Consider the following 26,821-nt stretch of genomic DNA (forward strand, 5'->3'; position numbering starts at 1 on the left):
ACATGGTCTTCGAGGGGTCGAGCGCCGCCATCTCCCACACGGGGAAGGTGCGCTCCAACAATCAGGATTCGGGCTATGCGGGCTCGAACCTGTTCGTCGTCGCCGACGGCATGGGCGGCCATGCCGGTGGCGACGTCGCCTCGAGCATCGCCGTGCATCGGCTGAAGAACCTGGATCACCCGTTCGCGACGCCCACCGAAGCCGAAGAGGCCCTGCAGGAGGCGATCTCCTCCACTGCCGCAGTGCTCATCGACACGGTCGCCGAGCGCCCCGAACTGGCCGGCATGGGCACCACCGTCAGCGCGCTCGACATGGTCGACGACTACGCGGTGATCGCGCACATCGGCGACTCGCGCATCTATCTCTATCGTGACGACGCACTGACGCAGATCACGACCGACCACACGTTCGTGCAGCGCCTGGTCGACTCGGGCCGGATCACGCCGGAAGAGGCGCGCTACCACCCGCGGCGGTCCGTGCTCATGCGCGTTCTGGGTGACATGGACCCCGACCCCGAGGTCGACACCTTCATCATGCCGACCCAGCCCGGCGACCGGTGGATGATCTGCTCCGACGGCCTGTCCGGCGTCGTCGACGACGCGCACACCGCGAAGGCCCTGGGCCAGGGCCTGCCACCCGGGCGCACCGCCGACCTGCTGCTCAAGCAGGCGCTCGACGGGGGAGCCCCCGACAACGTCACGGTGGTCATCGTCGACGTCGGCGGCAGTCATCCGCTCTTCAGCGGCACCGCCACGATCGTCGGCTCGGCGTCGAACCCGCGTGGCGTCGAGGTGCCGGCGGCCCGCCCCGGCCGCACGAGCTGGCTACACCCCGCGCGTCAGGCCGCGAACGAGCCCACGCACTTCGAGCCCGCACCGGAGTTCCTCGAGGAGCTCATCGAGGAGGACCGCCGCCGCTCCCGCCGCCGACGCGTGTGGTGGATCGTCGGTCTCGCCGTCATCCTCGCGAGCCTCGCCGCCGCCGCGCTCGGCGCGTACAGCTGGACGCAGTCTCGCTACTTCGTCGGGTCGGACGCCGACTCGGTCGTGATCTTCCGCGGCATCCAGCAGGATCTCGGGCCGATCACGCTGTCGTCGCCGTACGAAGACACCGGCATCCTGCTCGCTGACCTGCCCTTCTACCAGCGCCTCGCGGTCCAGCAGACCATCTCGGCGCGTTCGCTCTCCGACGCCCAGGCCATCGTCGAGACGATGCGCAAGACGCGGGAGGTGACCCCGTGACCGCCCCCGTGAGCACCGACACCACCGTCGTCAAGGCACTGCGAAAGCTCCGGATGCCCCAGACTCAGCGCAACCGCGAACTGGGCCTGCTGGTGTTCGCGTTCCTCATCAACGGCGCCTCGGTCGCGCTCGTGCAGCTCGGTGCGCTCGGACGCATCGACTGGACGTTCCTCTACTACTGCGGCGCGCTGACCGTTCTCGTACTCGGCCTGCACATCGTGCTGCGCTACCGCGCCTCGCAGGCCGACCCCTTCGTCGTTCCGATCGCGACCGTGCTGTCCGGGCTCGGCGTCGCCATGATCTACCGCATCGACATCGAGGATGGCGACGAGGGGTGGGCGGCCCTGTCCACGCGCCAGCTCGTCTGGCTCGTCATCGCCCTCGCCGCCGCGGTCGCGATCGTGCTCGCACTGAAGAACTACCGTGTGCTGCTGCGATACACCTACGTGTTCGGCTTCGTCGGCATCGCGCTGCTGCTCCTGCCGTTCGTTCCCGGACTCGGCACCGACGCGAACGCCGACGTCTGGATCTCGATCGGCGGCATCTTCTCCTTCCAGCCGGGCGAGCTCGCCAAGATCGCGCTCGCGATCTTCTTCGCGGGCTATCTCGTGCGCACGCGTGAAGCGCTGAGTTCCGTCGGCACCCGCTTCCTGTGGATGACGTGGCCCCGGCCCCGCGAGCTCGGGCCGCTGCTGCTGGTCTGGCTCGCCTCCCTCGCGATCATCGTGCTGCAGCGGGACCTCGGCACGGGGTTGCTCATCTTCGGCATGTTCATCGCGATGCTCTACGTCGCGACCGGAAAGACCAGCTGGGTGGTCATCGGCGTCGGGCTCGCGGTGGCGGGTGCCGTCATCGCCGCACAGACGCTCACCTACGTCGGCTGGCGCTTCCAGAACTGGCTGAACGCCTTCGACCCCGACGTGATCGACCGCACCGGCGGCAGCTATCAGCTCGTCAGCGGCATCTTCGGGCTCGCGCACGGCGGTCTCATCGGCACGGGTCTCGGTCGCGGGCGGCCGGGGCTGACGCCGCTCGCACAGAGCGACTACATCTTCCCGAGCCTCGGCGAAGAGCTGGGCCTCGTGGGCGTTTTCGCGATCCTCTGCCTGTACATGGTGTTCGCCAGCCGTGGCATCCGCATCGGCATCACCGGCCAGGACGACTTCGGCAAGCTGCTCGCCACGGGACTGTCGTTCACGATCGCCCTGCAGGTGTTCATCATGGTCGGCGGCGTCACCCGGCTGATCCCGCTGACCGGCCTCACGACGCCGTTCCTGGCCGCCGGCGGGTCGTCCCTCGTGGCGAACTGGATCATCGTCGCACTGCTGCTGCGCATCTCGGATGCCGTGCGATCGAGGCCCCGGGTGGTGATCGGATGACCAAGGAGCTGCGCCGACTCAGCATCATCATGTTGCTCATGTTCGTCGCGCTGTTCGGTGCGACGAGCTGGATCCAGGTCGTGCAGGCCGGCGATCTCGCCGACAACCAGCGCAACAAGCGCGCGCTCTACGACTCGTTCGAGGTGCAGCGCGGCTCGATCATCGCGGGCGACCAGGTGATCGCCTCGTCGGTGCCGAGCGACGACATCTACGCCTGGCAGCGGCAGTACGCGGATGCCGCGATGTGGGCCCCCGTGACCGGTTACATCAATCCGGTGCTGCAGTCGGCGACCGGTATCGAGCAGGCGATGAACCGGGAGCTGTCGGGAACCGCCAACTCGCAGTTCCTCTCTCGTGTCGACCAGATCATCACGGGCCAGCCGCCGCGCGGGTCGAACGTCCTGCTCACACTCGACCCCGCCGTCCAGAAGGCCGCCTTCGACGCTCTCGGCTCGTATCAGGGAGCGGTCGTGGCGATCGAGCCGTCGACGGGGCGCGTGCTCGCGATGGCGACGAGCCCCAGCTTCGACACCAACACTCTCGCCGTGCACGACGCCGACCAGGTGAACAACACCGCCGCCGAGCTGAACAACGCGGCCGTCAACCCGTTGGCGAACCGCACGATCGACACGCTGAACCCTCCCGGCTCGACGTTCAAGCTCGTCGTGGCATCGGCCGCGCTGGCATCCGGCCAGTACACGCCCGACTCCACGTTCCCGAACACCGCCACGTACACGCTGCCGGGCACCTCGACCTCGATCCGCAACTTCGACGGCGGCACCTGCGGGGCGGGCGACCAGGTCACCCTCGCCACGGCGCTGCGTCTCAGCTGCAACATCCCCATGGCCGAACTCGCCGTCGCGCTCGGCGACGACGCGATCCGCACCGAAGCGAAGAAGTACGGCTTCGGCCAGAGCTTCGACATCCCTCTCGAGACGGCGATCTCGAGCTACCCGGCCGGCCCCCTCTCGCCCGATCGCACGGCGCTCACCGGATTCGGCCAGGAGAACGTCAAGGCCACCCCGCTGCAGATGGCGATGGTCGCGGCGGGCATCGCCGACAAGGGGATCGTCATGAATCCGCGGATGGTCGACCGCGTCGTCGCCCCCGATCTGACGGTGCAGCAGACGGTCGAGAACACGCAGTTCGGGCGTGCGCTCTCGGAGAAGGATGCCGCCACGATGACGAGCCTCATGATCGCCAATGTCAGCGACGGCGCAGCCAGCGGTGCAAGAATAGACGGCGTCGACGTGGCCGGGAAGACCGGCACGGCGGAGCACGGCCCGGGCGATCCGTACACCCTCTGGTTCACCGGGTTCGCTCCGGCGAGCGACCCGAAGGTGGCCGTCGCGGTGATGATCGAGGACGGCGGAGGGCTCGGGCAGTCCGGAACGAGCAACGGGATCGCGGCCCCCATCGCGAAGAAAGTCATAGAGGCGGTGCTGAGCAGATGAGACCGACGCAGGGTGTGAGTTTCGGCGGGCGATACGAGCTGGACTCGCGGATCGCGATCGGCGGCATGGGCGAGGTCTGGGAGGCCACCGATCACGTCATCGGACGCACGGTCGCCATCAAGATCCTCAAGGACGAGTACATGGGCGACCCGGGGTTCTTGGAGCGCTTCCGCGCCGAGGCCCGTCACGCTGCACTCGTCAACCACGAGGGCATCGCGAGCGTCTTCGACTACGGCGAGGAGAACGGCTCGGCCTTCCTCGTGATGGAGCTCGTGCCCGGAGAGGCGCTCTCGACCATCCTCGAGCGCGAAGGCGCTCTCTCGACCGACAAGACGCTCGACATCGTCGCGCAGACCGCCGCCGCCCTCCAGGCCGCGCACGCGGCCGGTCTCGTCCACCGTGACATCAAGCCGGGAAACCTCCTCATCACGCCCGACGGCCGGGTGAAGATCACCGACTTCGGCATCGCCCGCATCGCCGACCAGGTGCCGCTGACGGCGACCGGTCAGGTGATGGGCACGGTGCAGTACCTGTCGCCCGAGCAGGCATCCGGTCATTCCGCATCGCCGGCGACGGACATCTACTCGCTCGGCATCGTCGCGTACGAGTGCCTCGCGGGCAAGCGACCGTTCGCGGGCGAGTCGCAGGTCGCGATCGCCATGGCGCAGATCAACGACGCTCCCCCGCCGCTCGCGGCGACGATCGCCGAGCCCGTGCGCAACTTCGTCCTGTGCATGATCGCCAAGAAGCCCGACGAGCGCCCGGCGACGGCCTCCGCGGTGGCCCGGGCCGCGACGGCGCTGCGCCGCGGCGACGTCGCCGGAGCGGTCGCCATCGTCCCCGCCATCGCGGGAGACCGGCCCGTGGACGAGGTCACCCAGCTGCTGAGCCCGAGCGGTGAAGACACGACCCGGCTGATGCCGGCGGCCGGAGCCGCCGCCGCGGTCGCCGGCGGTCCGGAGGGCGAGGCGAAGAAGAAGAAGCGCAGCCCGTGGACATGGCCGCTCATCGCCCTCATCGCCCTGCTGCTGATCGTGCTCGGCGCCACGGTGTTCGCCATGGTCTCTAACTCCCAGCCGCAGCCCGCGCCGTCGACATCCAGCGCCGCGCCCACACCGACGAAGTCCGACCCGCCGTCGCCCTCGCCGACGCCGAAGCCCTCGTCGGTGAACGTCGATGCGCTCGGTCTCGTCGGACACACCTGTGCCGACGCCAAGAAGATCGCACAGGACGCCGGCCTGTCGAACGTGAGCTGCGTGACGGGTGACGCCGCGCCCACCGAAGACAAGGTCGGCACGGTGTACCGCTACGAGCCGCAGGCCAACGTGCCGCTGACCCAGCAGTTCACCCTCACGGCCTACGCGGAGCAGACGCCGCTGCCGACGCCCGCGGCCGCGACCCTCAGCGCGGCGAGCGTGGCCGCCGGAGGCCGTCTCGACGTCACCTGGCAGGGTCTTGCGTGCCCGGCGGGATCGACGCCGACGAACTACAAGTTCACGGTCGTCGGGGGCACCTTCCAGGCCGGCGGCGGCGAAGAGGCATCCTTCCTCATCGGTCAGCAGCCCGCGGTCGTCACGGCCGGAGCCTCGGGCACCGTTCAGATCGACTACATCGTGGAGTGCGAGAGCGGCGACGGCACCGTGCGCCAGTCGCCGCGGTCCCCCAAGTCGGTGGCGACGATCACTGCGGCACCGACCCCGGCTCCCACCGCGACGACGGGCCACTGAGTCGGGTCGGATAGGCTGGCTGTTCCATCGGTCCAGGGGGATACGTGTCTGCAGAGCGCCGAATACTGTCCGATCGCTATGAGGTAGGCGATCTGATCGGACGCGGCGGGATGGCGAGCGTCTACCGCGGACGCGATGTGACTCTGGGTCGCGAGGTCGCGATCAAGATCCTCAAGCGCGAGCTCGCCGCCGACAACACCTTCCGCACCCGGTTCCGGCTCGAGGCGCAGGCCGCCTCGAGGATGTCGCATCCGACGATCGTGCGCGTGTACGACGCCGGTGAGGACACGCGGACAGAACCCGACGGCTCGGTCCGCGCGGTCCCCTACATCGTCATGGAGCTCGTCTCGGGACGTCTGCTGAAAGACATCGTCGAAGACGGCCCCGTGCCCATCGCCGATGCGATCCGCTACACCGACGGCATCCTCGAGGCGCTCGAGTACTCGCACCGCGCCGGTGTCGTGCACCGCGACATCAAGCCCGGGAACGTCATGGTGACCGCGAGCGGTCAGGTGAAGGTCATGGACTTCGGCATCGCACGCGCGGTGTCGGACTCGTCGTCGACCGTCGCCGAGACGACCAGCATCATCGGCACCGCCGCGTACTTCTCGCCCGAGCAGGCCAAGGGCGAGCCGGTCGATTCGCGCGCCGACGTGTACTCGGCCGGCGTGGTCCTGTACGAGTTGCTCACGGGTCGCCCTCCGTTCCGTGGCGATTCACCCGTGGCCGTCGCCTACCAGCACGTCAGCGAGACCCCGATGCCCCCGTCCGAGCTGGTCGACGCCGTGCCGCGCTCACTCGACGCGGTCGTCCTGCGGGCGCTCGCGAAGGACCCGTTCCAGCGCTTCCAGGATGCCGCGTCGTTCCGCGCCGCGCTCGAGGCCACCCGCGACGGGCGCGCCCCCTCGAAGAAGCAGGTCGGAGCGCTGACGAGCGAGCTGTACGGATCCAGCCCTCGCCAGGCGGCGGAGACGGCGCGATCGCTGCGCCAGCTCTCCACCGACACGACCATGACCCGCACCCAGCAGGGCCCGCCGGTGGCCTGGATCTGGGCCGGGATCGCCGTGCTCGCCGTCGTGCTGATCTCCGTCCTCTTCTGGGTGCTCACCAATCGCCCGGGCACGACCGTGCCGACGACCTCGCGCGTCGTCCCCGATGTCGTGGACATGTCCTGGGATCGCGCCAACGATCTCCTGCTGCAGCACGACCTGCAGGCGCAGGAGCTGCAGCAGAGCAGCGACAAGATCGGGGCGGGCAACGTCATCAGCACCGACCCCGGCGCCGGCACGACCGTCGAGCCCGGACAATCGGTGAAGGTCTACGTGTCGACCGGTCAGAAGATGGCGAAGGTGCCCACCCTCACCGGGCTGGACACGACGGCAGCCGGCAACGCGCTGACGGGCGCCGGACTCTCCCTCGGTACCGTGATCAGCCGCAACAACCCCGATCTGGCGACCGGCGTCGTCATCGCCGCCGACAGGACCGAAGGCTCGGAGGTCGCGATCGGCACGGCCGTGAACCTCACGGTCGCGAGCGGCAAGGTCACCCTCGTGGACGTCGTCGGCTATACCGCCGACGCGGCTCAACGTGCGCTGTCGGCAGACACGTTGAAGCTCAACCCCACCATCGTCGAGGATGCCGGGTGCCCGGCGTCGGCGGGCGGACGCACCGTCGCATCGCAGTCGCTCGCCCCGGGCGACGTGCCGATCCACTCGACGGTCGAGCTCCGGGTCTGCACGGGTACGCGCTGAACCCAGCCGGGCTCACGCCGTGAGCTCACGATGCGGGCGGAGTGCGGCTCCGCGCGCGGCCGCGCCCGCGCATCCCGTCTCTTCGAGCCAGTTGCCCAGAAGGCGATAGCCGCCCTCGGTCGACACGGCCTCGGGGTGGAACTGCACGCCCCGAATCGGAAGGTCGCGGTGGGCGATCCCCATGATCACGCCGGTGTCGGTCCACGCGATCGCCGTCAGCTCGGACGGCAGAGTCTCGGGCACCACCGTCAAGGAGTGGTACCGGGTCGCGCGGAACGGTGTCGGAAGCCCCGCGAACAGAGCGTCGCCGGCGTGATGCACCTCGCTGGTCAGGCCGTGGACGAGCTCGGGCGCCGCGCCGACCCGCGCTCCGTAGGCGCGGGCCAGCGCCTGATGACCGAGGCAGACCCCGAGAAGCGGAGTCCGGGACCGTGCAGCCGCACGGACGACGTCGATCGACGATCCGGCGTCGTCGGGGCCGCCCGGGCCGGGTGAGACGAGCACGCCGGCGAAGCGGTCGACCGCCACGCGGGGGTCGGCAACGGCATCCGCCTCGATCATCGTCACGCGCGCTCCGAGTTCGCGCAGATACCCGACCAGGGTGTGCACGAAGCTGTCGTGATTGTCGATGACGAGGATCCGGTCAGCCACCGACCGTGGACTCCTGAGGGTTGATGAACTGGCCCGCCCACGGGAACACGTACCAGAACAGGCCGTAGAGAGCCGCGGCCAGCAGCACCAGAAGGATGATCACGCGCACCCAGGCGGGGCCGGGGAGAATGCGCCAGAGAGCGGCATACATCAGGCGGTGGCTCCTTGCGTGGGGGCGGACAGCGACGCCGGCGGTCCGGAGGATGCCGGGGTGAAGCTGTCGAAGACGGCGTAGGCGATGATCCGCTCGAGCATGTTGAGCTTCGGTGCGCAGCTCGTCAGGGTGAGGTAGCGGCCGTTGGCCTGCACGCCCACCTTCTGCGGGACGTCGAGGAGGACGTCGACCTGCGTGTCCTGGACGTACTCGAGCGTGCGGAAGCGATAGGTGTACCAACCGTCGCTGGTCTGCACCACGATGGCGTCGCCGACGACGAGCCGGTCGATCGGATCGAACGGCGCCCCCGAGGTCCAGCGGTGGGCGGCGTAGACGGTGTTGCCCACGGCTCCGGGCATGCCGGTGTCGGCATAGTGACCGATCTCGCCCTGGTCGAGGATGTCATGTCGCGAGGTGCCGGCGGCGATCGTGAACTGCCACTGGGATCCGAAGCGCGGCACGAACATGACCCCGAACGTCGTGCCGTGATCGGGCTGCGCCTGCACCGGCACCACCGCGTCCGGAGCGGGTCCGGCCGTGGCCGACGGATCCGGCGAGGGTGAGGGCGAGGCGTCCTCGGACGCGGCAGGCGACGGGGTCATCCAGCTCTGCGACAGCGCGCTCGCCTGCTTGTGCTTCTCGGCTCCGATGATCCAGTCGCCGACCCACATCTGCCACGACACGTAGAGAAGGGCGACGACGCCGACGGTGATGAGCAGCTCGCCGAGGACGCCGACGATCGACACCCGCCGCCGGGGCGCGCGGCGACGGTGGCTGCGGCGCGTGACCGGCGCGGAGTCTCCCATGGGGGGATTCTCGCACAGCACGGCTGTGGCCCGGCTGGCAGGTAGAATCGCGGCATGGCACGTTCTGGCAAAGATGACGAGCAGACCACCGAGCACGGCGAGGCGAACACCGCCCCCAACCCGGTGTGGTTCAAGCCCATCATGCTGGGGCTGATGATCCTGGGGCTGCTCTGGGTGATCGTCTTCTATCTCAGCGGCCAGGCGCTGCCGGTTCCCGGCATCGGGGGCTGGAACCTCGTGATCGGTTTCGGCATCGCCTTCATCGGCTTCCTCATGACGACGCGCTGGCGCTGATCTCTCTCCACCGTGTCATCCTCTCCGTGTGAATAACACCGGTGTAATTCATCCCCACCTGTGGATGAGCCTGTGGAGAACTCGGCGTCGACCCTGGATCAGCGGTACACGAACAGTGGAACCGCGAGCAACGCGAGTAGCCCGACGCCGATGGCGATGAGCAGCCACATCTGCTGACGCTGCTGGCGGATCGCACGCGTCCGCGCGAAGACGAAGCCGATCAGCGCGCCCACGAGCCCGCCGCCGATGTGCGCCTGCCAGGCGATGTTCGATCCCGGCAGGAAGGTGATCAGCAGGTTCAGCCCGAGGATGACCGCGATCGTCGTGACGTTCGCACCGAGATGTCGGCCGATCACGAACATCGCGCCCAGCAGACCCCAGACGGCGCCGGATGCCCCGACGACCCACGTCGTGGGGGCCAGCAGAGCGGTGAGCACCGAGCCGCCGAGGGCACTCAGCAGGTAGAGCGCGAGGAAGCGCCATCGGCCGAGCAGCGGTTCGAGACTGCGCCCGATGGCCCACAGAGCCAGCATGTTGAGCGCGACGTGCCAGATGCTTGCGTGCACAAGCGTGACGGTCACGAGGCTCCAGGGCTGAACGAGAACCAGCTGTGGATTGAATGCCAGCCAGGATTTCACCTCGTCTCCCAGCCCGGGGATCAGTCCGACGAGGTACATGAAGCTCGTGAGAATGACCAGACCGTAGGTCACGACCGGGCGGCCGTCGAGGCCCGCTGCGCGACGGCGCGGCATCCGCGTCACCTTCGCCGTGTGATGCTGCTGCTTCTGCTGCTCGGCACGGCACTCGGGGCAGATGACCCCGACCGGCATCTGGGTCTGGCACTCGGGACAGATCGTGCGAAGGCACCGCTGGCAGAGCACGAAGCTCTGCCGCTCGGGATGCCGGTAGCAGAAGTTGTCCGGGTTCGACCGGAAATCGGCGTTCGTCATGGTCCTCCGGTCGTCCGGTTCCGATCCGTCCAGCCGGCGCGGGGCCCCGCACGGGCACCCCGCGCCCGGGTGGGTCAGACGGCGGCGACGTCGATCGAGCTGATCACGACGGGCTCGACCGGACGGTCGCCGGCGCCCGTGCGGACGGCCGCGATCGCGTCGACGACGGCGCGCGAGGCCTCGTCGGCCACCTCGCCGAAGATCGTGTGCTTGCCCTGCAGCCACGGGGTGGGGTCGGTCGTGATGAAGAACTGCGAACCGTTCGTGCCCTCGGCCTTGCCGGTGATCGCGTTGCGACGCAGGCCCGCGTTGGCCATCGCCAGGATGTAGGGCGCGGTGAAGTTCAGCTCCGGGTGGATCTCGTCGTCGAAGTTGTACCCCGGGCCTCCGATGCCCTGACCGAGCGGGTCGCCGCCCTGGATCATGAAGTTCGGGATGATGCGGTGGAAGATGACGTCGGAGTAGAGGGGGCCCTCGCCGGGCTTTCCGGTGGCGGGGTCGGTCCACGCCTGCGAACCGTCGGCGAGACCGGTGAAGTTCTGCACCGTGCGCGGCGCGTGATCGCCGAAGAGGTTGACGACGATGTCGCCATGGTTCGTGTGGAGGGTGGCTACGGCGGTGTGAATCGTCATGCTGAGCATTCTTTCACCTGTCAACCCCTCGCATGCTCTGAGCGGTCTGGCAAGATGGAAGGACATACAGCCGGAACCCCAGGGAGGGCACCGTGAGCCTCAGCCGCAAGCGCAAGAAGGAACTCCGCAAGCTCCAGGACCAGGCGGCGACTCTGTGGGAGTCGCAGCAGGTGCTGCTCGGTCAGGCGGGGAGCGTCGCCCGTGAGGCGGGTCGCCAACTCGGCAACTACAACCGCGAGCAGGTCGTGCCGACCGTGCAGCACACCTACGAGCAGTACGCCGCGCCGTTCGTCGAGCAGGGTCTCGCGACGTCGAAGAAGGTCTACAACCAGACCGTCCTCCCCACGGCCGCGGGTGTCATCGGTTCGGCCCTGTCGGTGTGGGATGCCGCGAACGAGAAGCGCAAGCACCTCGCCGCCGGCCGCGGATTCGGCTCGGTGGACATCGCCGCCATCCAGAAGAACGCGGACAAGTACGGCAAGAAGGTGGCCAAGCAGTTCGCCGTGCCCGTCGCTCCCGCGAAGAAGGGCGTCAGCGCCGGTGGTGTCATCGCTCTCGTTCTCGGCGTGGCCGCCGCGGCCGGTGTGATCTACGCCGCCTGGCAGACGCTGCGCGCCGATGACGAGCTGTGGGTCGCCGACGACCCGCTGCGCGCACCGGATGCCTGATCCGACCCGACGCGTCAGAGATGCCGCCGCGCAGCGCGGACTCGACATCGAGATCCGTGAGCGCCCGGCGGCGGGATCGCTCGCCGAGGCGGCGACGCTGCTCGGACTGCAGCCCGCTGACATCGTCAAGACGCTCGTCGTGAAGCGAGCCGACGACACGTATCTGTTCGTGCTGGTGCCCGGCGACCGGGCGATCTTATGGCCGAAGTTGCGTGCCGTCGTCGGGGTGAACAAGCTGAGACTGCCGGAACCCGAACTCGCCCTCGCGGCGACCGGATACGAGCGCGGCACGATCGTTCCGATCGGCAGTGCCACCGACTGGCCGGTGTATGCCGATCAGAGCATCACCGGCCGCCGCGTCGCCATGGGAGCCGGAGCGCACGGCTACAGCCTGTTCGTCGACGCGGATGCCCTCATCGCGTCGTACGACGCGACCGTCGCGGACATCTCGCAGCCTGCGGCGTGACGGAGGCACTCGCGCGTCAGCCGAGCCCCGCCATACCCAGAGCGGTCTCGATGAGCTGCACGTGCGGGATGGTCGGCACCGACGAGCGAGCGAACCATCCCGCCTCATCGGTCGAGCCGTCCGTCTCGTGACGCAGCCGGCCGCCGACCACGTGGGCACGGTAGACGATCCTGATGGTGTGCAACGGGGCATCCGCCCCCGCCGCCAGCCGCCGTCGGAGCGGAATCACGCGCGAATCGATGCCGAGGAGCTCATCGATCTCGACCTCGTAGCCCGTCTCTTCCCGCACCTCGCGCCGGACGGCATCGGCCGGATCCTCCCCTGGCTCGATCCCTCCGCCCGGAAGGGTCCACGCGGCACGTCGGCCTTCGTGCCAGTGCGCCAGCAGCAGTCCCCGATCGTCGTGGACGACGGCGTAAGCGGCCACGCGCAGGTCCATGCCCACACCCTACCGGCGACGGGTGTGGCCGCCGACGACGGCGACCACACCCGGGGACATCCGTCGGTTCAGCAGGTCACCGCCGCGTAGCCCGAGCGGTCCGTGCCGAACACGAGGTCCGTCGACGACACCGTCACTTCGCCCACGGGAACCGTCGCGGCGCGCGTCGAGACGGCGACCGATGCCTTCGTTCCGGCGGCGACCCGCAACGCGCGCGACCCGTATGGTGACGTGACGGTGACCGCGGCGGCTGATGCCCCGCGGTTCTCCACGGTCGTAACCACCACGATCCGGCCCGCGACGCACCGCGTCGTGGCGTTGAGCACGCCGGTCGGTGCCGGTGCCGCCTCCAGCACTCCGTAGAACGCCGGCTTGGGGGAGTAGTCGTCAGCGAACAGCAGCGGCGCGCCGTCCTTCGCGCGCCAGCTCCGGCTGTCAGTCAGGCCCCACACGCTCACCGAGTAGAGCGATGACGCGCGAGCATGGAACACGGCGAAGGCATCGCGATAGTAGGTGCGCTGCGCCTCGAGCCGCTCAGCGGTCACGGGTGTGCCCACGGGCACGTCGAGCTCGGTCACCGCCTGGGTCACCGGACGCGACGCGAAGGCGTCGATCGCCTGCGCCATCGCGTCGACGGGCGTCGTGAGCCCCACGTGGAACTGGTGGCCGACGCCGTCGACGGGGACTCCGCGTGCCAGAAGGCGATCGACCAGGGCGAGGTAGCGCGCACGCTTGGACGCATATTCGGTGTTGTAGTCGTTGATGAACAGCTTCACGGGACGATGGACGCCGGGCGCGGCGTAGACACCGTTGAACGCCTCGTCCGCATAGCGGAAGGCGAGATCTATGTATTCCTCGCCGAGAATGCGGTACCACTCGCTGCGTCGCAGCCCGTCCGATTCCGGGCCGTCGCTGATGACCTCGTTGACGACGTCGAACGCGTTCACGGGGTTGCCCGCTCCGAACAGACCGGAGCGTTCCGACAACAGTCGCGCGACACCGAAGATGTGCGTGCGCATCCGCTCGCGGAGCACCGCACGGTCGGCGTCGCTCGTCCCGAGCGCCTGACCCGACGACGCATTCTGGAAGAACCATGCCGGCGTCTGCTGGTACCAGACGAGTGTGTGGCCGTACACGTGAAGATCGTGGGCCGACGCGAAGTCGAGGATCGCCGCCGCCTGCGGGTGCATGCGCAGCGAACGCTGCCCGTCATACCAGGCATCCGGCTTCATGTGGTTCTCGGCGGTGACCTGGTCGAAGTTGCGCGCCACGAGTACGCCCGCGGTTCCGGTCGTCTCGCGCTGATCGATCGCGACGCCCACCGCGAACGGTGTCGTGTCTTTCACCCCGGGGTCGGTCTCGCCCGCCGACGCACTCTCGACGGCGGATGCCATCGAGACCGCGAGCAGCATCGCCGCCGCCGAGGCGAGGAGTCGTCGTCCGGCACTGGTCACATGTCGTTGTCTCATTCGCACTCCCGGGTTGGGTGTCGAGCGGGTTCCGGTCCGGCATGCGCCGGACCGGAACCCGCTGCGGTGTTTACTTGCAGCTGAAGGCGGCGAAGTCCGCCTGCACATCACCGGTGACGGTGGCACCGTCGACCGAGGCCGACACGGCGAGGGAGACCTGACCGGCCGGGTACGCCTTGAGGCGGCTGGTGAAGGCGTTCGTCACGGTCTTGCCGGGTTGGACGGTGACCTTCTTCTTCCCGTACGGCGTGGTGATCGTGGTCTCCACCGCGACGTCGTTGCCGTTGTTCACGCTGACCGCGAGATACGACGTGCCCGCCACGCAGCGACTGGTCGAGGTGACCGTCACCTTGTCGGCGATCCCGACGTGGGGCGTGGCCTCGGTGAACGACAGGTAGTCGAGATCGAACAGCTGGGCCGACGCCGATCCGACGTAGGAGAAGAACACGTCATGCGTACCCGTCGCTCCCGTCAGTTCGGCCGTGTAGTCGGCGTAGGTGGATCCGTCGCCCGCGGGGATCGAGACGGTGCCCGCGACAGGTCCCGTCGGCGAATCGAGGCGCACCTCGATCTGGCCCCCGGCCTTGCCTGCGCCGTGGAAGGACACCGAGGCGGCTCCCTTGTCGCCGAACGCGACGCTCGAGAGGGCCGTCCACTCCGAACCGTTGATGTTCGTGAGCTTCATCCCCTGGTCGTTCGTCGTCCCGAGGAACTCGGTGCGGATGCCCGCGGTCGTCGTGTACGGGTCACGCACGCCGGAGTCCCAGGCGATCGTCTCGGACTCGATCCGCGCGTACGGATTCAGGTCGCCGACCTGGTCGACGCCGGCCATCGTCATCGTGATCGGGGCGATCGTGCCATCGGGTGCGATCGAGATCTTGTCGATCTGGGTCGAACGGTAGCCCTTCACACCGCTGAACTGGCCGTCGTCGACGAACTTCTTGAAGACGGTCTGGGCGTGATAGGCCACATACCACTGGTTCTTGAACTCGAAGATCGCGTGGTGGTTGTTGCCGCCGACACCGAAGAAGGTCGCCGGGTTGGGCAGGATCTGGTCGACGTAGGTGAACGGGCCCATGGGCGAGTCCGACACCATGTAGGCGATGTTCCCGGTGCCGACGGTGCGGTTGACGCCGTCGATCATGAGCCCGTTGGGGCGCCCGGTGAAGTTCGTGCAGAAGCTGTAGTAGTACTTGCCGTTGAACTTGTGGATGCCGGAGTCCTCGAACAGGGCCGGTGCGTCGACCAGTGCGGCCGAGCCGTCGACGCTGACCATGTCGGCGCCGAGCTTGATCACGCGGCCGGTCTTCGGCCAGTCGCTCTGACCGGTGGGCACGCCGCCGCCGAAGTACAGGTACGCCGAGCCGTCGTCGTCGACGAGGACCGCCGGGTCGAACAGCCAGACCACGTTGTTCGCACCGGCCAGGTTGTTGACGCCGGGGGTGCTCGACGAGATCAGCGCGGTGCCGTTCATCGGGTCTGTCCAGGGACCGACGGGAGTGTTCGAGGTGAGCACGCCGATGCCGCCCGCGCTGTTGGCGTAGTAGAGGAAGAACTTCTCGACGCCGTCGATCTTCTTGTGCGCTGCCGTCGGCGCCCAGGAGTTGCTCGCCCACGACGAGACGCCGAATCCGTTGCCCCGGCCGGCGACCTTGATCTGGCCGTGGTTGGTCCAGTTGACCATGTCGGCCGAGGAGATGACGGTGAGCGTCTTGATCTTGCCGTACGAGTTGTCGACGATGTCGCCGTCGCTGTTCTTCTCGTAGGCGTAGGTGGGCTTGCCCGTCGCATCGAGCTCGTACGCGTCGGAGGTCATGTAGACGTAGGCACGCCCGTCGTACTCCATGACGAACGGATCCGCGCCGTACTCGTAGTCCATCAGCGGGTTGGATGCGCCGATCGCCTTGGCGGGGGCGGCGTTTCCGACCGGACGAGGCGGCAGCGCGGCACGCTTGCCCACGAGGGAGACATCGTCGACGAAGAAGATGTCCGGGGTGACCGTCGATCCGACCGTCTCGATGCCGAAGCGGGCCGTGGCGAGGTCGATGCCGCTGCTCGGGATGACGAACGTGCCGCCGATCTGGGTGAAGAGGGTGGTGTTGCTCGAGGTTCCCTTGGTCACCGGCGCCTGTGCCGCGGTGACGGAGTGTCCGGAGGCGTCCCGAAGCGTCAGTGCGAAGGTGACGCTGGCGTCGCCCGCGTCTCGGTAGTGCACCCACGCCGAGGTCGTGTACGACTCACCCGCGACCAGACGGTTGACCGTCTGGTAGGCGCCGTCGGTGTCGGCCGTGCGCGCGTTCACCTTCAACGAGGTGTTGCCCGCGTGGCGGGTGGAGTAGCCGAGCGACAGGCTCACGCCGGTGCCCTTGGCCGTCCATCCGTTCGTACCGGATTCCATGTTGCCGTTGGTCAGGAGCTCGACGGCGTCCCCGTCGGCGGCGGAAGCCGCCAACGGCACGCCGGTCAGGGCCACCGCGCCGACGAGGGCGCCGACGAGGGCGCGCCTCCACAACGACCATCTGCGTCTTTGCATGCTGCACTCTTCTCTGGGTGTGCGTAGTGATGTGCGACTAGTTATCGCTAACATTCGTGATAGTAGCGGAGATCGTCTCAGAGCGGGAGAGTCGGGATGAGGAATTTCGCCGAGACGGCAGAGCGGGGCCGGCGCATCGCGCCGGCCCCGCTCGTGATCAGCAGGTGGCGGCCGCGTAGTCGGCCGTCACCGTCGCCTTCGTGCCCGTCGCCGGATCCGTCACATCGACGCTCACCGTTCCGGCCGGGATCTGGCCCCGGCGCGTCGAGAACACCTGCGTGACCGAGGCACCGACGTCGACCTTCGAGAAGGTCTTGGTGCCGTACTCGCTCTTCACGGTCGCCGCAAGTGCGGCGTCGTCGGTGTTGAGCAGGCGCACGGCGAGCACCGACTTGCCGGCGACGCAACGCGTCGTGACGCTGGCCTCGGCCGTGGGCGCCGTCACCGCAGGAGCACACTTCACGGCCATGTTCAGCCAATCCGCGTGGTCGTAGGCGTTGTCGCCGTCACCGTTTCCGGCCGTGAGACGCAGGGTGTCCACGCCGCTCACGTCGACGACGAAGTCCTGCTTCTGCTGGTAGCGGATGATCCCGTCGTTGCGCCACAGCGCCTTGCCGTCGCCCGCGATCGTGCCGTCGATGGACGGCGACTTCGTGCCGTTGCCGCCACGGGTCTCGTCGTCCACACCCAGCGACCCGGTCAGGGTCGAGCAGCGGCCCCCGAGCCAGATGTCCACGGTCGACACGGCGTTGCTGCCGATGCCCTTCGTGTACGTGACCCCGTTGACCTTCAGGGCGTTGCCGTCCTGGCTGCGATCGCGCTTGGGGTCACCGGTCCACCCGTTGGTGGTCGCCAGCCAGGGCAGGTCGCTCAGGTGCGTGTCGGCGGTCGGCGCGGTGGGCGTGACGCGCACCGTGACGGATGCCGCCGACTGACCGCCGTTCCAGGAGAACTGGGCCGGCAGCGAGACGATCGCAGCGGTGGCGTTGGCCGCAGCCGCAACCTGCACCTGGACCTTCACCGAGCCGCCCGCGGGAACGGTGGGAACCGTGACGGATGCCGTCGGCGTGAGACCGCCCGCAGCCGACAGGTCGATGCGGCCACCGGTGACCGGCGTGCTCAGCAGGTTCACGACGTCGATGTCGACCGTCGCGGTGCCACCGGCCTCGACGCGACCCGTGCCCGACGCGCCCACGATGCCGGGAAGCGACGAGTCGGAGCCCGCCGCGAGGCGGTAGACGATCGTGTCGTACGCAGGAACCGTCGCCGAGATGGAGTTGGCCGTGTTGAACACGTTCTTCTTCGCCCAGACATCGCGGGCGACGTGCACGCCGTCCACGCCGAGCGCGCTCAGCGAGGTCGAGATGGTGGCGTCGGCGCCCGTGGAGTTGAACAGCGCCACGGCGGTGTCACCGTTGGCGAGCGGGCGGGTCCAGACCTGCAGACCGTTGCTCTCGCTGATCCGGCGCGCCTGCTTTCCGAGCGCGTCCTGGTCGATCGCCACCATCTCGGGGTTGGTGAGCAGACCCACGAGGTCGTTGCTCAGCCGCGAGATGTCGGTGCCGAGGAATAGCGGGGCGGCAAGCATCGACCACATCGCCAGGTGGCTCTTGTTCTGCGTGTAGGTCAGCGATCCATTGCCGAACTGCAGCATGTCGGGGTCGTTCCAGTGACCGGGACCCGAGTGCGGGTACAGGTCGACCTGACGGTTGATGATGCTGGTGACGGAGTTCCAGTTGGCGGCGATGTCACCGGTGGTGCGCCACAGGTTGGCAACGTCCTTGCCCCACGTCCAGGGCTGGCTGTCGCCGTACTCGGAGATCGCATACACGATGTCGCGGTCGACGCGGGCGAGCTCGTCGCGCATCTTCGAGAAAGCGGGAACCTTCTGCAGCCCCAGCGAGCCGTCGGGGTAGCACCAGTCGTACTTCAGGTAGTCGACGCCCCACGACGCGAAGGTCTCGGCGTCGATGCGCTCATGGCCGTAGGAGCCGATGTTGGGGGAGTACTTCGGGTTGTTGAAGAGGTTCGCGCAGGTCTTGTCACCGGGCACACTGTAGATGCCGAACTTCAGCCCCTTGGAGTGGATGTAGTCGGCGACCGGCTTGATGCCGTCCGGGAAGCGGTCGGCCTTGACCTTCATGACGCCGTTCTCGTCACGGCCGTCCTGGAAGCAGTCGTCGAGGACGACGTACTCGTAGCCGACGTCCTTCAGACCGCGGTTGACGATGTCGTCTGCGACCTTCTTCAGCGCCGTGGCGGTCAGACCGCCGCCGTTGTTGCAGTAGAACTGGTTCCAGGTGTTGTACCCCATGGGCGGGGTCGGGGCGAGCCCGTTGTCGAGCGCCTCAGCCGACGAAGGCGGGGGAAGGGTCACCAGCGCAGTGGCGGCTATGGCGACCGCAAGGCAAAGCCCTGCGAGTCGTCCGCGCCCACGCCGGAGCGATGTATCCATCATGATGGCCGTGCTCCTTTGCAGCATCTCAGAGGAACTCCCACGTCGTGACATCGATTGTTATCGTTCACATAAGTTCCGACACCAGGGTGGCGCACCACCTTTGCACTCGTCAAGTGTTAGCGATATCTTCGCTGTGAATCCTCGACCTTGGGAGGCATCGTCGGCCACCCGCGGGCAACGATCGACGGGCGCGGTCGTACGCCTGGCGTGAGAGGATGCCGGAATCGAAAAACCCCGGCACGGCGCTGAATGCAGCGGACGAACCGGGGAGAATGTGGAGCCTAGGAGATTCGAACTCCTGACATCCTGCTTGCAAAGCAGGCGCTCTACCAACTGAGCTAAGGCCCCGGAGGGGGTGGTGTGGGGCTACCAGGACTTGAACCTGGGACCTCTTCATTATCAGTGAAGCGCTCTAACCGCCTGAGCTATAGCCCCGTCTGGAGATCGGCTTGCCGCCGTCAACCTCCAAGACTTTACAGGATGAGTCGGCTAATCCGAAATCAGTTCGACGTGAAGCCGACGAGCAACCCGCCGGTGACCTTCACCATCAGGTTGTAGATGCCGGCGACGACCGCTCCGAGCACCGTGAAGACGATGAGGTTCAGGATCGCCACGATCGCCGAGAACGCCATCACCTGCGGCAGCCCGATGACGCTGCTCAACGTGAAGTTGTCGTCGAACGCCTTGAAGAGCTCGTCCAGGCGCCCGATCATGCCCGTCGTCTGCAGCACGAGGAACACGAGGAAGGTCGCGACGACCGTCACGATCGCCAGTGCGACGGATGCCAGAAAGGAGAGCTTCGTGGCCGACCAGAAGTCCACGTACACGAGACGCAGGCGCACCTGCTTCGCGCTGGTCTTGCTCGATGACTTCTTGGCCAGCTTGTCGGCTACCGTGCTCATGCGTCCGTGTCACTCTCTTCGGGGCTCGCAGGCGTGGGGGCGGCTGCAGCGTCGTCGTCGGGTGTGGCCGGCTCGTCGGAATCCGACGTCTGCCCCAGCGTCCGCTCTCCGTTGCGGGCGATCGCGAGGATGCGATCGTCGTCGTCAGGACGGGCGAACACGACACCCATGGTGTCGCGTCCCTTGGCAGGGACCTCGGCCACGGCAGAGCGTACCACCTTGCCGCTGGCAAGAACCACCAAGACCTCGTCGTCCTCGGAGACGATCAGACCGCCCGCCAGATCGCCCCGATCCTCGCTCAGTTTGGCCACCTTGATGCCCAGCCCGCCGCGGCCCTGCAGGCGATATTCACCCACCCGAGTGCGCTTTGCGTAGCCGCCCTCGGTGACGACGAACACGTAGGCGTCGTCCTTGGCGACGGATGCCGACAGAAGCGAATCGCCTTCGCGGAAGCTCATGCCCTTCACGCCTTCGGTCGCACGACCCATCGGTCGCAGCGAGTCGTCGGTGGCGGTGAAGCGCAGCGACATGCCGTGGCGCGAGATGAGCAGCACGTCGTCGGTGTCGTCGACGAGGAGTGCACTGACGAGCTCGTCGCCGTCCTCCTCGTCTTGACCTCGCAGGCGGATCGCGATGATGCCGCCCTGACGGTTCGTGTCGTACTCGCTGAGGAAGGTCTTCTTCACCTTGCCGTCGCGGGTCGCGAGCACGAGATGCGTCGCGACCTTGTAATCGCGGATGTCGAGGATCTGCGCGATCTCCTCACCCGGCTGCAGGGCGAGCAGGTTCGCGACGTGCTGACCCTTGGCATCCCGCCCCGCCTCGGGCACCTCATACGCCTTGCACCGGTAGACGCGGCCCTTCGTCGTGAAGAACAGCAGCCAGTGGTGTGTGGTCGTCACGAAGAAGTGCTCGACGACATCGTCGGCGCGCAACTGGGCGCCCTTGACGCCCTTGCCGCCGCGATGCTGCGAGCGGTAGTTGTCGCTGCGCGTGCGCTTGATATAGCCCTCACGTGTGACGGTGAGGACCATCTCCTCCTCGGGGATGAGGTCTTCCATCGACATGTCGCCGTCGAAGCCCTGCAGGATGTGCGTACGGCGCTCGTCGCCGAACTTGTCGACGATCCCGGTGAGCTCGTCCGCGATGATCGTGCGTTGACGTGCGGGGGTCGCGAGGATGTCGTTGAGATCGGCGATCTTCAGCTCGAGCTCGGCGGCCTCGTCGATGAGCTTCTGCCGCTCCATGGCCGCAAGGCGACGCAGCTGCATCTGCAGGATCGCCTCAGCCTGCACGTCGTCGATGTCGAGGAGCGCCTTCAGTCCCTCGCGGGCATCCTCGACCGTCGCGGACGCGCGGATGAGGGCGATGACCTCGTCCAGCGCATCGAGAGCCTTGAGGTAGCCGCGCAGGATGTGCATGCGCTTCTCGGCTTCGCGCAGACGGTACTGGGTGCGCCGGACGATGACCTCGACCTGGTGTTCGATCCAGTAGGAGATGAAGCCGTCGAGGGCGAGGGTGCGGGGCACCCCGTCAACGATCGCGAGCATGTTCGCGCCGAAGTTCTCCTGCAGCTGCGTGTGCTTGTACAGGTTGTTCAGCACGACCTTCGCAACGGCGTCGCGCTTGAGGACGATGACCAGGCGCTGGCCCGTGCGATCGCTGGTCTCGTCGCGGATGTCGGCGATGCCGCTCAGCTTGCCGTCACGCGCGAGGTCGCGGATCTTCGCGGCCACGTTGTCGGGGTTCACCTGGTACGGCAGTTCGGTGACGACGAGGCACGTGCGGTTGTGGATCTCCTCCACGTTCACGACAGCGCGCATCGTGATCGAGCCGCGGCCGGTGCGCTGCGCCTCGCGGATGCCTTTCGTGCCGAGGATCTGCGCGCCGGTCGGGAAGTCGGGACCGTGCACACGCGCCATGAGCGCTTCGAGCAGCTCGTCGCGCGTGGCATCCGGGTTCTCAAGCGCCCACAGCGCACCCTCGGCGACCTCGCGCATGTTGTGCGGCGGGATGTTGGTCGCCATGCCGACCGCGATGCCGACCGAGCCGTTGACGAGCAGGTTCGGGAACCGCGCCGGCAGCACCGACGGCTCCTGCGTCTTGCCGTCGTAGTTCGGTTCGAAGTCGACGGTGTCTTCCTCGATGTCGCGGACCATCTCCATGGCCAGCTGCGACATCTTCGTCTCGGTGTACCGGGAGGCCGCGGCGCCCATGTTGCCGGGTGTGCCGAAGTTGCCCTGACCGTCGGCGAGCGGATACCGCAGCGACCACGGCTGCACGAGACGCACGAGGGCGTCGTAGATCGCACTGTCGCCGTGGGGGTGGAACTGACCCATGACGTCGCCGACGATGCGTGCGCACTTGTTGAAGCCCTTGTCGGGGCGGTAGCCCCCGTCGTACATGCCGTAGATCACGCGGCGGTGCACCGGCTTCAGGCCGTCGCGGACGTCCGGCAGCGCGCGACCGACGATGACGCTCATGGCGTAGTCGAGGTAGCTGCGCTGCATCTCGACCTGCAGGTCGACCTGGTCGATGTTGCCGTGGTTGTAGTGCGCGGTCGGGTCGGGGCGTTCTTCGTCAGTCATCTGCGTGCTTTCGTCTCATCGTCCGGGCTCCGGGATGCTCGGTCTCGGACAACAACGGGGACCCCGCCGCTTCGCGGCACCCCGATTGTCCGAGACCGAGCATCCCTCCGCCCTTCTTTGCGTCGTCTGTCGTGAGCCCCGACCCCGCTGTGTGCAGGGGTGGGGCGGGGAGGTCAGATGTCCAGGAAGCGGACGTCCTTGGCATTGCGCTGGATGAAGCCACGGCGCGATTCGACGTCCTCGCCCATCAGCACCGAGAAGATCTCGTCGGCCGAGGCGGCGTCGTCGATCGTCACCTGGCGGAGGGTTCGGGTGTCGGGGTCCATCGTGGTCTCCCACAGCTCCTTGGCGTTCATCTCGCCGAGACCCTTGTAGCGCTGCACCCCGTTGTCCTTGGGGATGCGCTTGCCGTCGGCGACACCCGCCTCGAGCAGCGCGTCGCGCTCACGGTCGCTGTAGACGTACTCGTGCGGCGAGTTCGACCATTTCAGGCGGTACAGCGGCGGCATGGCGAGGTAGACGTAGCCCGCCTCGATGAGCCCGCGCATGTAGCGGAACAGCAGGGTGAGGAGCAGCGTCGTGATGTGCTGGCCGTCGACATCGGCATCCGCCATCAGCACGATCTTGTGATACCGCGCCTTGGTGACATCGAAGTCCTCGCCGATGCCCGTACCGAACGCCGAGATCATCGCCTGGATCTCCGCGTTGCCGAGTGCGCGATCGAGTCGCGCCTTCTCGACGTTCAGGATCTTGCCCCGTAGCGACAGGATCGCCTGACGCTCCGGGTCGCGACCCGAGACGGCCGAACCGCCGGCCGAGTCGCCCTCGACGAGGAAGATCTCCGAGATCGACGGATCCTTGCTCGTGCAGTCCTTGAGCTTCTCGGGCATCGAGAACGATTCGAACACGCTCTTGCGGCGTGCGGTCTCGCGCGCCTTGCGAGCCGCGAGACGGGCGGTCGCGGCGTCGATCGCCTTCGTGATGACGCGCTTGGCCTGGGCAGGGTTCCGATCGAGCCAATCGGTGAGCTGGTCGCCGACGATCTTCTGCACGAACGCCTTGGCCTCGGTGTTGCCGAGCTTCGTCTTGGTCTGCCCCTCGAACTGCGGCTCGGACAGCTTTACGGAGATGACGGCGGTGAGCCCCTCGCGGATGTCCTCACCGGTGAGGTTGTCGTCCTTCTCCTTCAGCAGGTTGTTCGCGCGCGCGTACTTGTTGATCAGCGTCGTCAGCGCCGCGCGGAACCCCTCTTCGTGCGTGCCGCCTTCGTGCGTGTTGATCGTGTTGGCGAAGGTGAACACGTTCTCGGTGTAGCTCGTCGTCCACTGCATCGCGAGCTCGAGCGAGATGTGCCGCTCGGTGTCCTCCGACTCGACCTCGATGATCTCGTCGTTGACGACCTCGGCCTTGCGGATCTTGTTGAGGTACTCCACGTAGTCGACGAGGCCGCGCTCGTAGTGGAAGTCATCGAACGGCTGCTTCTCGACCGACTGCCCGTCCTCGGTGTCGATGACGTACGCGGATGCCGGGCGCAGATCGCTCAGCGTGATGCGCAGGCCCTTGTTGAGGAACGCCGTCTGCTGGAAGCGGGTGCGCAGCGTGTCGTAGTCGAACTCGACGGTCTCGAAGATCGTCGAGTCGGGCCAGAACGTGATCGTGGTGCCGGTCTCGTCGGTGGCCTCGTCCTGGCTGAGCGGGGCCTGCGGAGCGCCGCCATCGCGGTACTCCTGCCGCCACACGTGGCCCTGACGACGAACCTCGACGTCGAGACGAGTGGAGAGGGCGTTCACGACCGACGAGCCGACGCCGTGCAGGCCGCCCGAGACCGCATATCCGCCGCCGCCGAACTTTCCGCCGGCGTGCAGCACCGTGAGGACGACCTCGACGGTCGACTTGCCTTCGGCCTTGTGCAGGTCGACCGGGATGCCGCGGCCGTTGTCGACGACACGGACCGCGCCGTCTTCGAGGATCGTGACCGTGATCGTGTCGCAGTAGCCGGCAAGGGCCTCGTCGACGGAGTTGTCGACGATCTCGTAGACGAGATGGTGCAGGCCGCGCTCACCGGTGGAACCGATGTACATGCCGGGTCGCTTGCGGACGGCTTCGAGGCCTTCGAGCACCTGAATGGCGTCGGCCCCGTACTCGTTCTCGACCTTGTTCGACGGGTGCGAGCGTTCGGCTTCGCTGTCCTCGGGAACGCTTTCGGGGGTATCGGACGTCATAGGTTTCGAGCGCTCCCAAGTATCGGACAGAAGACGCCCCAGTCTATCGCTTTTCCCTGGTGTCCGAGCCGATTTCGGCCCTGTGGCGCCGTAGAAAAGCCCCGGATGCCGTTGGACGTGCCTCAGCCGTAGGTATCGCGAGGACCCCGCCCTGGAACGGCTCTGGGGCCCCATTTCCAGGAGGGGACGTCGGGGCCGACGAATCGCACGTTCTGTACGCCCGCGTCGGGGAACCTCCGCATCAGCTGGGTGACGATCTCCGCGCGCATGAGCTGCAGGTTCTTCGCCCACGCCGTGGAGTCGCACTGCACCGTGAGCAGACCGTCGGCGAGGGCGACGGGGTGAGCGTGCCGTGCCGTCTCGGCACCGGTGACCTGTTCCCACTGCAAGACGAGGTCTTCCCGGGCGAGCTGCGAGTCCCAGCCGGACTGCCGGGTGAGGTCGGCCAGCACGTCGCCGACGCCCTTCGGATCCCGCCCGGGCGCGAAGGGCATCTTGTCGTCGTCCTGAGCGGCCACGCGCTTGCGTCGCCGCGCCGCGCGCGGCGACGGCTCGAGGCCGCGCAGCCGCAGGTAGGTGGCCACGGTTTCGGGAACGTCGTCCGTCACGATCCGCTCCCTTCCTTCGTCGTCTGTGCCTGATCGGTCCGTACGTCGGCGGTGCTCGTCGCGTCATCCACCGCGACCGCGAGCCGCGTGTCCGGCGCGGCCGGGCTGTCGACGATCGTCCCGGCAACGACCCGGACCGTCCGCGCGCGCAGCGATGCCGGAACGTCCTCTTCGACCGCCGCCGTGACGACGACCTGCTCGAACCCTTCGACGAGAGCGGCCAGCCGCGAGCGACGATTGGCATCGAGCTCGGCGAACACGTCGTCGAGGATCAGCACCGGGTCCCCCAACTGCGACTGCGCGCGCAGCAGCTGCGCCGAGGCGAGCCGGAGAGCGAGCGCGACCGACCACGATTCGCCGTGCGACGCGTACCCCTTGACCGGAAGGTCGCGCACCCGCAGCAGCAGATCGTCGCGATGCGGACCGACGAGCGTCACTCCCCGATCGAGCTCCGCGCTCCGGCGGGCCGCCAGAGCCTGACGGAATCGACGCTGCACGTCCGTGGTGGTGGGGGCGTCGGACGACGCGGATGCCGCGGCATCCGTTCCGCCGTCCGCCTCGTCGTCATCGGGGTCGGCTCCATCGATGGACAGCAGCCATTCGAGCCGAGGCCGGTGGTCCGCTCCGGCGATGGCGGTGTACGCGTCGGCGACCGGCCCCGCCAGGTCGTCCGCGAGGGCGCGACGGGCGCGGATCACCTCGGTGCCCAACTGCACGAGCTTGTCGTCCCACACCTCGAGCGTCGAGAGCGAGTCGCCGCGGATGCCGCGTGCCCGCGCCGACTTCAGCAGGGCGGTGCGCTGCTTGAGCACCCGGTCGTAGTCGCCCAGCACGCCGGCCATGCGCGGTGCCCGCTGGATCAGCAGTTGATCCGCGAACCGCCGCCGCGCAGAGGGATCGGCGCGGACGATCTGCAGGTCTTCGGGGGCGAAGAGCACGACCTGGGCGTATCGAGGCAGCTCTGCGGTGCGGACCGCGGCGCCGTTCACGCGCGCTTTGTTGCTGCCGGTGCGGTTCACCTGCGCCTCGAGAAGCACCCGGCGCTCCCCGTAGGCGAGACGCATGCGCACGATCGCCGCATCCGCGCCGTCGCGGACCATCGGGGCATCCTGCGACACCCGATGCGACCCGAGGGTCGCGAAGAAGCCGATGGCCTCGGCGAGATTGGTCTTTCCCTGACCGTTCCGGCCGACGAAGACGTTCGCGCCGGATGCCAGAGTCACATCGGCGACCGCGTAGTTGCGGAAGTCGACGAGACTCAGCTGCTCCACGATCACCCGATCAGCCTAGTTCGGGCACCCGACCCGAGCCGTGGCGCCGTCCCATCCGAGCCCTCCCGCGCGAGAAACCACATTCGTCGCGAGAAATCTCGCCCGCGCGTGTTTCTCGCGACGGTGATGCTTTCTCGACCGTGACGACACACCGTCCA

The 26,821-nt window shown here is 67.7% G+C and carries 22 protein-coding genes and 2 tRNA genes; 8 read left to right on the forward strand and 16 right to left on the reverse strand.

All coding sequences use genetic code 11. The features are described from left to right. The first annotated feature begins 2 nt into the window (after positions 1-2). From JOE64_RS00300 to pknB, 5 genes are read left to right on the forward strand one after another with little or no spacing between them, the layout of a single operon-like run. Positions 3-1,241, forward strand: coding sequence for a PP2C family protein-serine/threonine phosphatase (locus JOE64_RS00300; protein ID WP_204962420.1), 1,239 nt, complete (start codon positions 3-5; stop codon positions 1,239-1,241). Further along, positions 1,238-2,620 (forward strand): FtsW/RodA/SpoVE family cell cycle protein, encoded by a 1,383-nt coding sequence (locus JOE64_RS00305; protein ID WP_271202465.1) that lies wholly within the window; start codon positions 1,238-1,240, stop codon positions 2,618-2,620. The genes JOE64_RS00300 and JOE64_RS00305 overlap by 4 nt, the downstream gene beginning before the upstream one ends. Beyond that, positions 2,617-4,074: a peptidoglycan D,D-transpeptidase FtsI family protein gene (locus tag JOE64_RS00310; RefSeq protein WP_204962421.1), complete on the forward strand. Its 1,458-nt coding sequence runs from the start codon at positions 2,617-2,619 to the stop codon at positions 4,072-4,074. The genes JOE64_RS00305 and JOE64_RS00310 overlap by 4 nt, the downstream gene beginning before the upstream one ends. Next, positions 4,071-5,801: a serine/threonine-protein kinase gene (locus JOE64_RS00315; protein WP_204962422.1), complete on the forward strand. Its 1,731-nt coding sequence runs from the start codon at positions 4,071-4,073 to the stop codon at positions 5,799-5,801. The genes JOE64_RS00310 and JOE64_RS00315 overlap by 4 nt, the downstream gene beginning before the upstream one ends. Positions 5,802-5,845: 44 nt before the next feature. Next, on the forward strand, positions 5,846-7,552 hold the full coding sequence (gene pknB, locus JOE64_RS00320; protein WP_204962423.1) for a Stk1 family PASTA domain-containing Ser/Thr kinase: 1,707 nt from the start codon (positions 5,846-5,848) through the stop codon (positions 7,550-7,552). 12 nt (positions 7,553-7,564) lie between these two features. Here pknB and JOE64_RS00325 read toward each other — a convergent pair whose 3' ends face one another. Genes JOE64_RS00325 through JOE64_RS00335 form a run of 3 tightly spaced genes read right to left on the reverse strand, consistent with a single transcriptional unit; the run spans position 7,565 to position 9,163 of the window. Next, a complete protein-coding gene (locus JOE64_RS00325) occupies positions 7,565-8,203 on the reverse strand; it encodes an anthranilate synthase component II (protein ID WP_204962424.1) in 639 nt (212 codons plus the stop codon). After that, on the reverse strand, positions 8,196-8,354 hold the full coding sequence (locus JOE64_RS00330; RefSeq protein WP_204962425.1) for a hypothetical protein: 159 nt from the start codon (positions 8,352-8,354) through the stop codon (positions 8,196-8,198). The genes JOE64_RS00325 and JOE64_RS00330 overlap by 8 nt, the downstream gene beginning before the upstream one ends. Next, the gene (locus JOE64_RS00335) at positions 8,354-9,163 is read right to left on the reverse strand and encodes a class E sortase (protein ID WP_204962426.1); all 810 of its coding nucleotides are present in this window, start codon (positions 9,161-9,163) and stop codon (positions 8,354-8,356) included. The genes JOE64_RS00330 and JOE64_RS00335 overlap by 1 nt, the downstream gene beginning before the upstream one ends. Positions 9,164-9,217: 54 nt before the next feature. Here JOE64_RS00335 and JOE64_RS00340 point away from each other — a divergent pair, with 54 nt between their 5' ends. Next, positions 9,218-9,457, forward strand: coding sequence for a cell division protein CrgA (locus tag JOE64_RS00340; RefSeq protein ID WP_204962427.1), 240 nt, complete (start codon positions 9,218-9,220; stop codon positions 9,455-9,457). A 98-nt stretch (positions 9,458-9,555) separates the two neighbouring features. On the opposite strand, the gene JOE64_RS00345 is transcribed toward JOE64_RS00340, so the two are convergent. Together JOE64_RS00345 and JOE64_RS00350 are read right to left on the reverse strand one after the other, a co-directional pair. Next, a complete protein-coding gene (locus JOE64_RS00345; RefSeq protein WP_204962428.1) occupies positions 9,556-10,407 on the reverse strand; it encodes a rhomboid family intramembrane serine protease in 852 nt (283 codons plus the stop codon). Between the two features lie 74 nt (positions 10,408-10,481). Further along, positions 10,482-11,039 carry a peptidylprolyl isomerase gene (locus JOE64_RS00350; RefSeq protein WP_204962429.1) on the reverse strand — a complete coding sequence of 186 codons (558 nt, stop codon included), beginning with the start codon at positions 11,037-11,039 and terminating at the stop codon, positions 10,482-10,484. Positions 11,040-11,131: 92 nt separating this feature from the next. On the opposite strand from JOE64_RS00350, the gene JOE64_RS00355 reads away from it, so the two are divergent. Both JOE64_RS00355 and JOE64_RS00360 read left to right on the forward strand, forming a co-directional pair. Beyond that, positions 11,132-11,707, forward strand: coding sequence for a DNA helicase (locus JOE64_RS00355; protein WP_204962430.1), 576 nt, complete (start codon positions 11,132-11,134; stop codon positions 11,705-11,707). After that, positions 11,700-12,173: an aminoacyl-tRNA deacylase gene (locus tag JOE64_RS00360; protein ID WP_204962431.1), complete on the forward strand. Its 474-nt coding sequence runs from the start codon at positions 11,700-11,702 to the stop codon at positions 12,171-12,173. Before JOE64_RS00355 ends, JOE64_RS00360 begins: the two co-directional genes overlap by 8 nt. 16 nt (positions 12,174-12,189) lie before the next feature. Here JOE64_RS00360 and JOE64_RS00365 read toward each other — a convergent pair whose 3' ends face one another. The 11 genes from JOE64_RS00365 to recF all read right to left on the reverse strand — a co-directional run bounded on the left by JOE64_RS00365 (position 12,190) and on the right by recF (position 26,669). After that, entirely contained in the window at positions 12,190-12,612 is a 423-nt protein-coding gene (locus JOE64_RS00365) for an NUDIX hydrolase (protein WP_204962432.1), read from the reverse strand. Between the two features lie 68 nt (positions 12,613-12,680). Beyond that, positions 12,681-14,066: an endo-1,4-beta-xylanase gene (locus JOE64_RS00370; protein ID WP_204962433.1), complete on the reverse strand. Its 1,386-nt coding sequence runs from the start codon at positions 14,064-14,066 to the stop codon at positions 12,681-12,683. Between the two features lie 85 nt (positions 14,067-14,151). Continuing rightward, positions 14,152-16,614, reverse strand: a complete 2,463-nt coding sequence (locus JOE64_RS00375) for a family 43 glycosylhydrolase (protein WP_204962434.1) — start codon at positions 16,612-16,614, stop codon at positions 14,152-14,154. Positions 16,615-16,771: 157 nt separating this feature from the next. Further along, positions 16,772-18,991 carry an NPCBM/NEW2 domain-containing protein gene (locus JOE64_RS00380; protein WP_204962435.1) on the reverse strand — a complete coding sequence of 740 codons (2,220 nt, stop codon included), beginning with the start codon at positions 18,989-18,991 and terminating at the stop codon, positions 16,772-16,774. A gap of 356 nt (positions 18,992-19,347) precedes the next feature. After that, positions 19,348-19,420, reverse strand: a tRNA-Ala gene (locus tag JOE64_RS00385). A gap of 13 nt (positions 19,421-19,433) precedes the next feature. Next, positions 19,434-19,507: transfer RNA gene (locus JOE64_RS00390), tRNA-Ile, on the reverse strand. A gap of 65 nt (positions 19,508-19,572) precedes the next feature. After that, on the reverse strand, positions 19,573-19,974 hold the full coding sequence (locus tag JOE64_RS00395) for a DUF3566 domain-containing protein (RefSeq protein ID WP_204962436.1): 402 nt from the start codon (positions 19,972-19,974) through the stop codon (positions 19,573-19,575). Beyond that, complete coding sequence (gene gyrA, locus JOE64_RS00400) at positions 19,971-22,562, reverse strand: DNA gyrase subunit A (RefSeq protein WP_204962437.1); 2,592 nt, start codon at positions 22,560-22,562, stop codon at positions 19,971-19,973. The genes JOE64_RS00395 and gyrA overlap by 4 nt, the downstream gene beginning before the upstream one ends. Positions 22,563-22,735: 173 nt before the next feature. Continuing rightward, entirely contained in the window at positions 22,736-24,784 is a 2,049-nt protein-coding gene (gyrB, locus tag JOE64_RS00405; protein ID WP_204962438.1) for a DNA topoisomerase (ATP-hydrolyzing) subunit B, read from the reverse strand. A gap of 122 nt (positions 24,785-24,906) precedes the next feature. Then, positions 24,907-25,392, reverse strand: coding sequence for a DciA family protein (locus JOE64_RS00410; RefSeq protein ID WP_204962439.1), 486 nt, complete (start codon positions 25,390-25,392; stop codon positions 24,907-24,909). Beyond that, positions 25,389-26,669: a DNA replication/repair protein RecF gene (gene recF / locus JOE64_RS00415; RefSeq protein ID WP_204962440.1), complete on the reverse strand. Its 1,281-nt coding sequence runs from the start codon at positions 26,667-26,669 to the stop codon at positions 25,389-25,391. Before recF ends, JOE64_RS00410 begins: the two co-directional genes overlap by 4 nt. Between the last annotated feature and the right edge of the window lie 152 nt (positions 26,670-26,821).

Origin of the sequence: Microbacterium dextranolyticum, from assembly GCF_016907295.1 — a bacterium.
Classification (GTDB): domain Bacteria; phylum Actinomycetota; class Actinomycetes; order Actinomycetales; family Microbacteriaceae; genus Microbacterium; species Microbacterium dextranolyticum.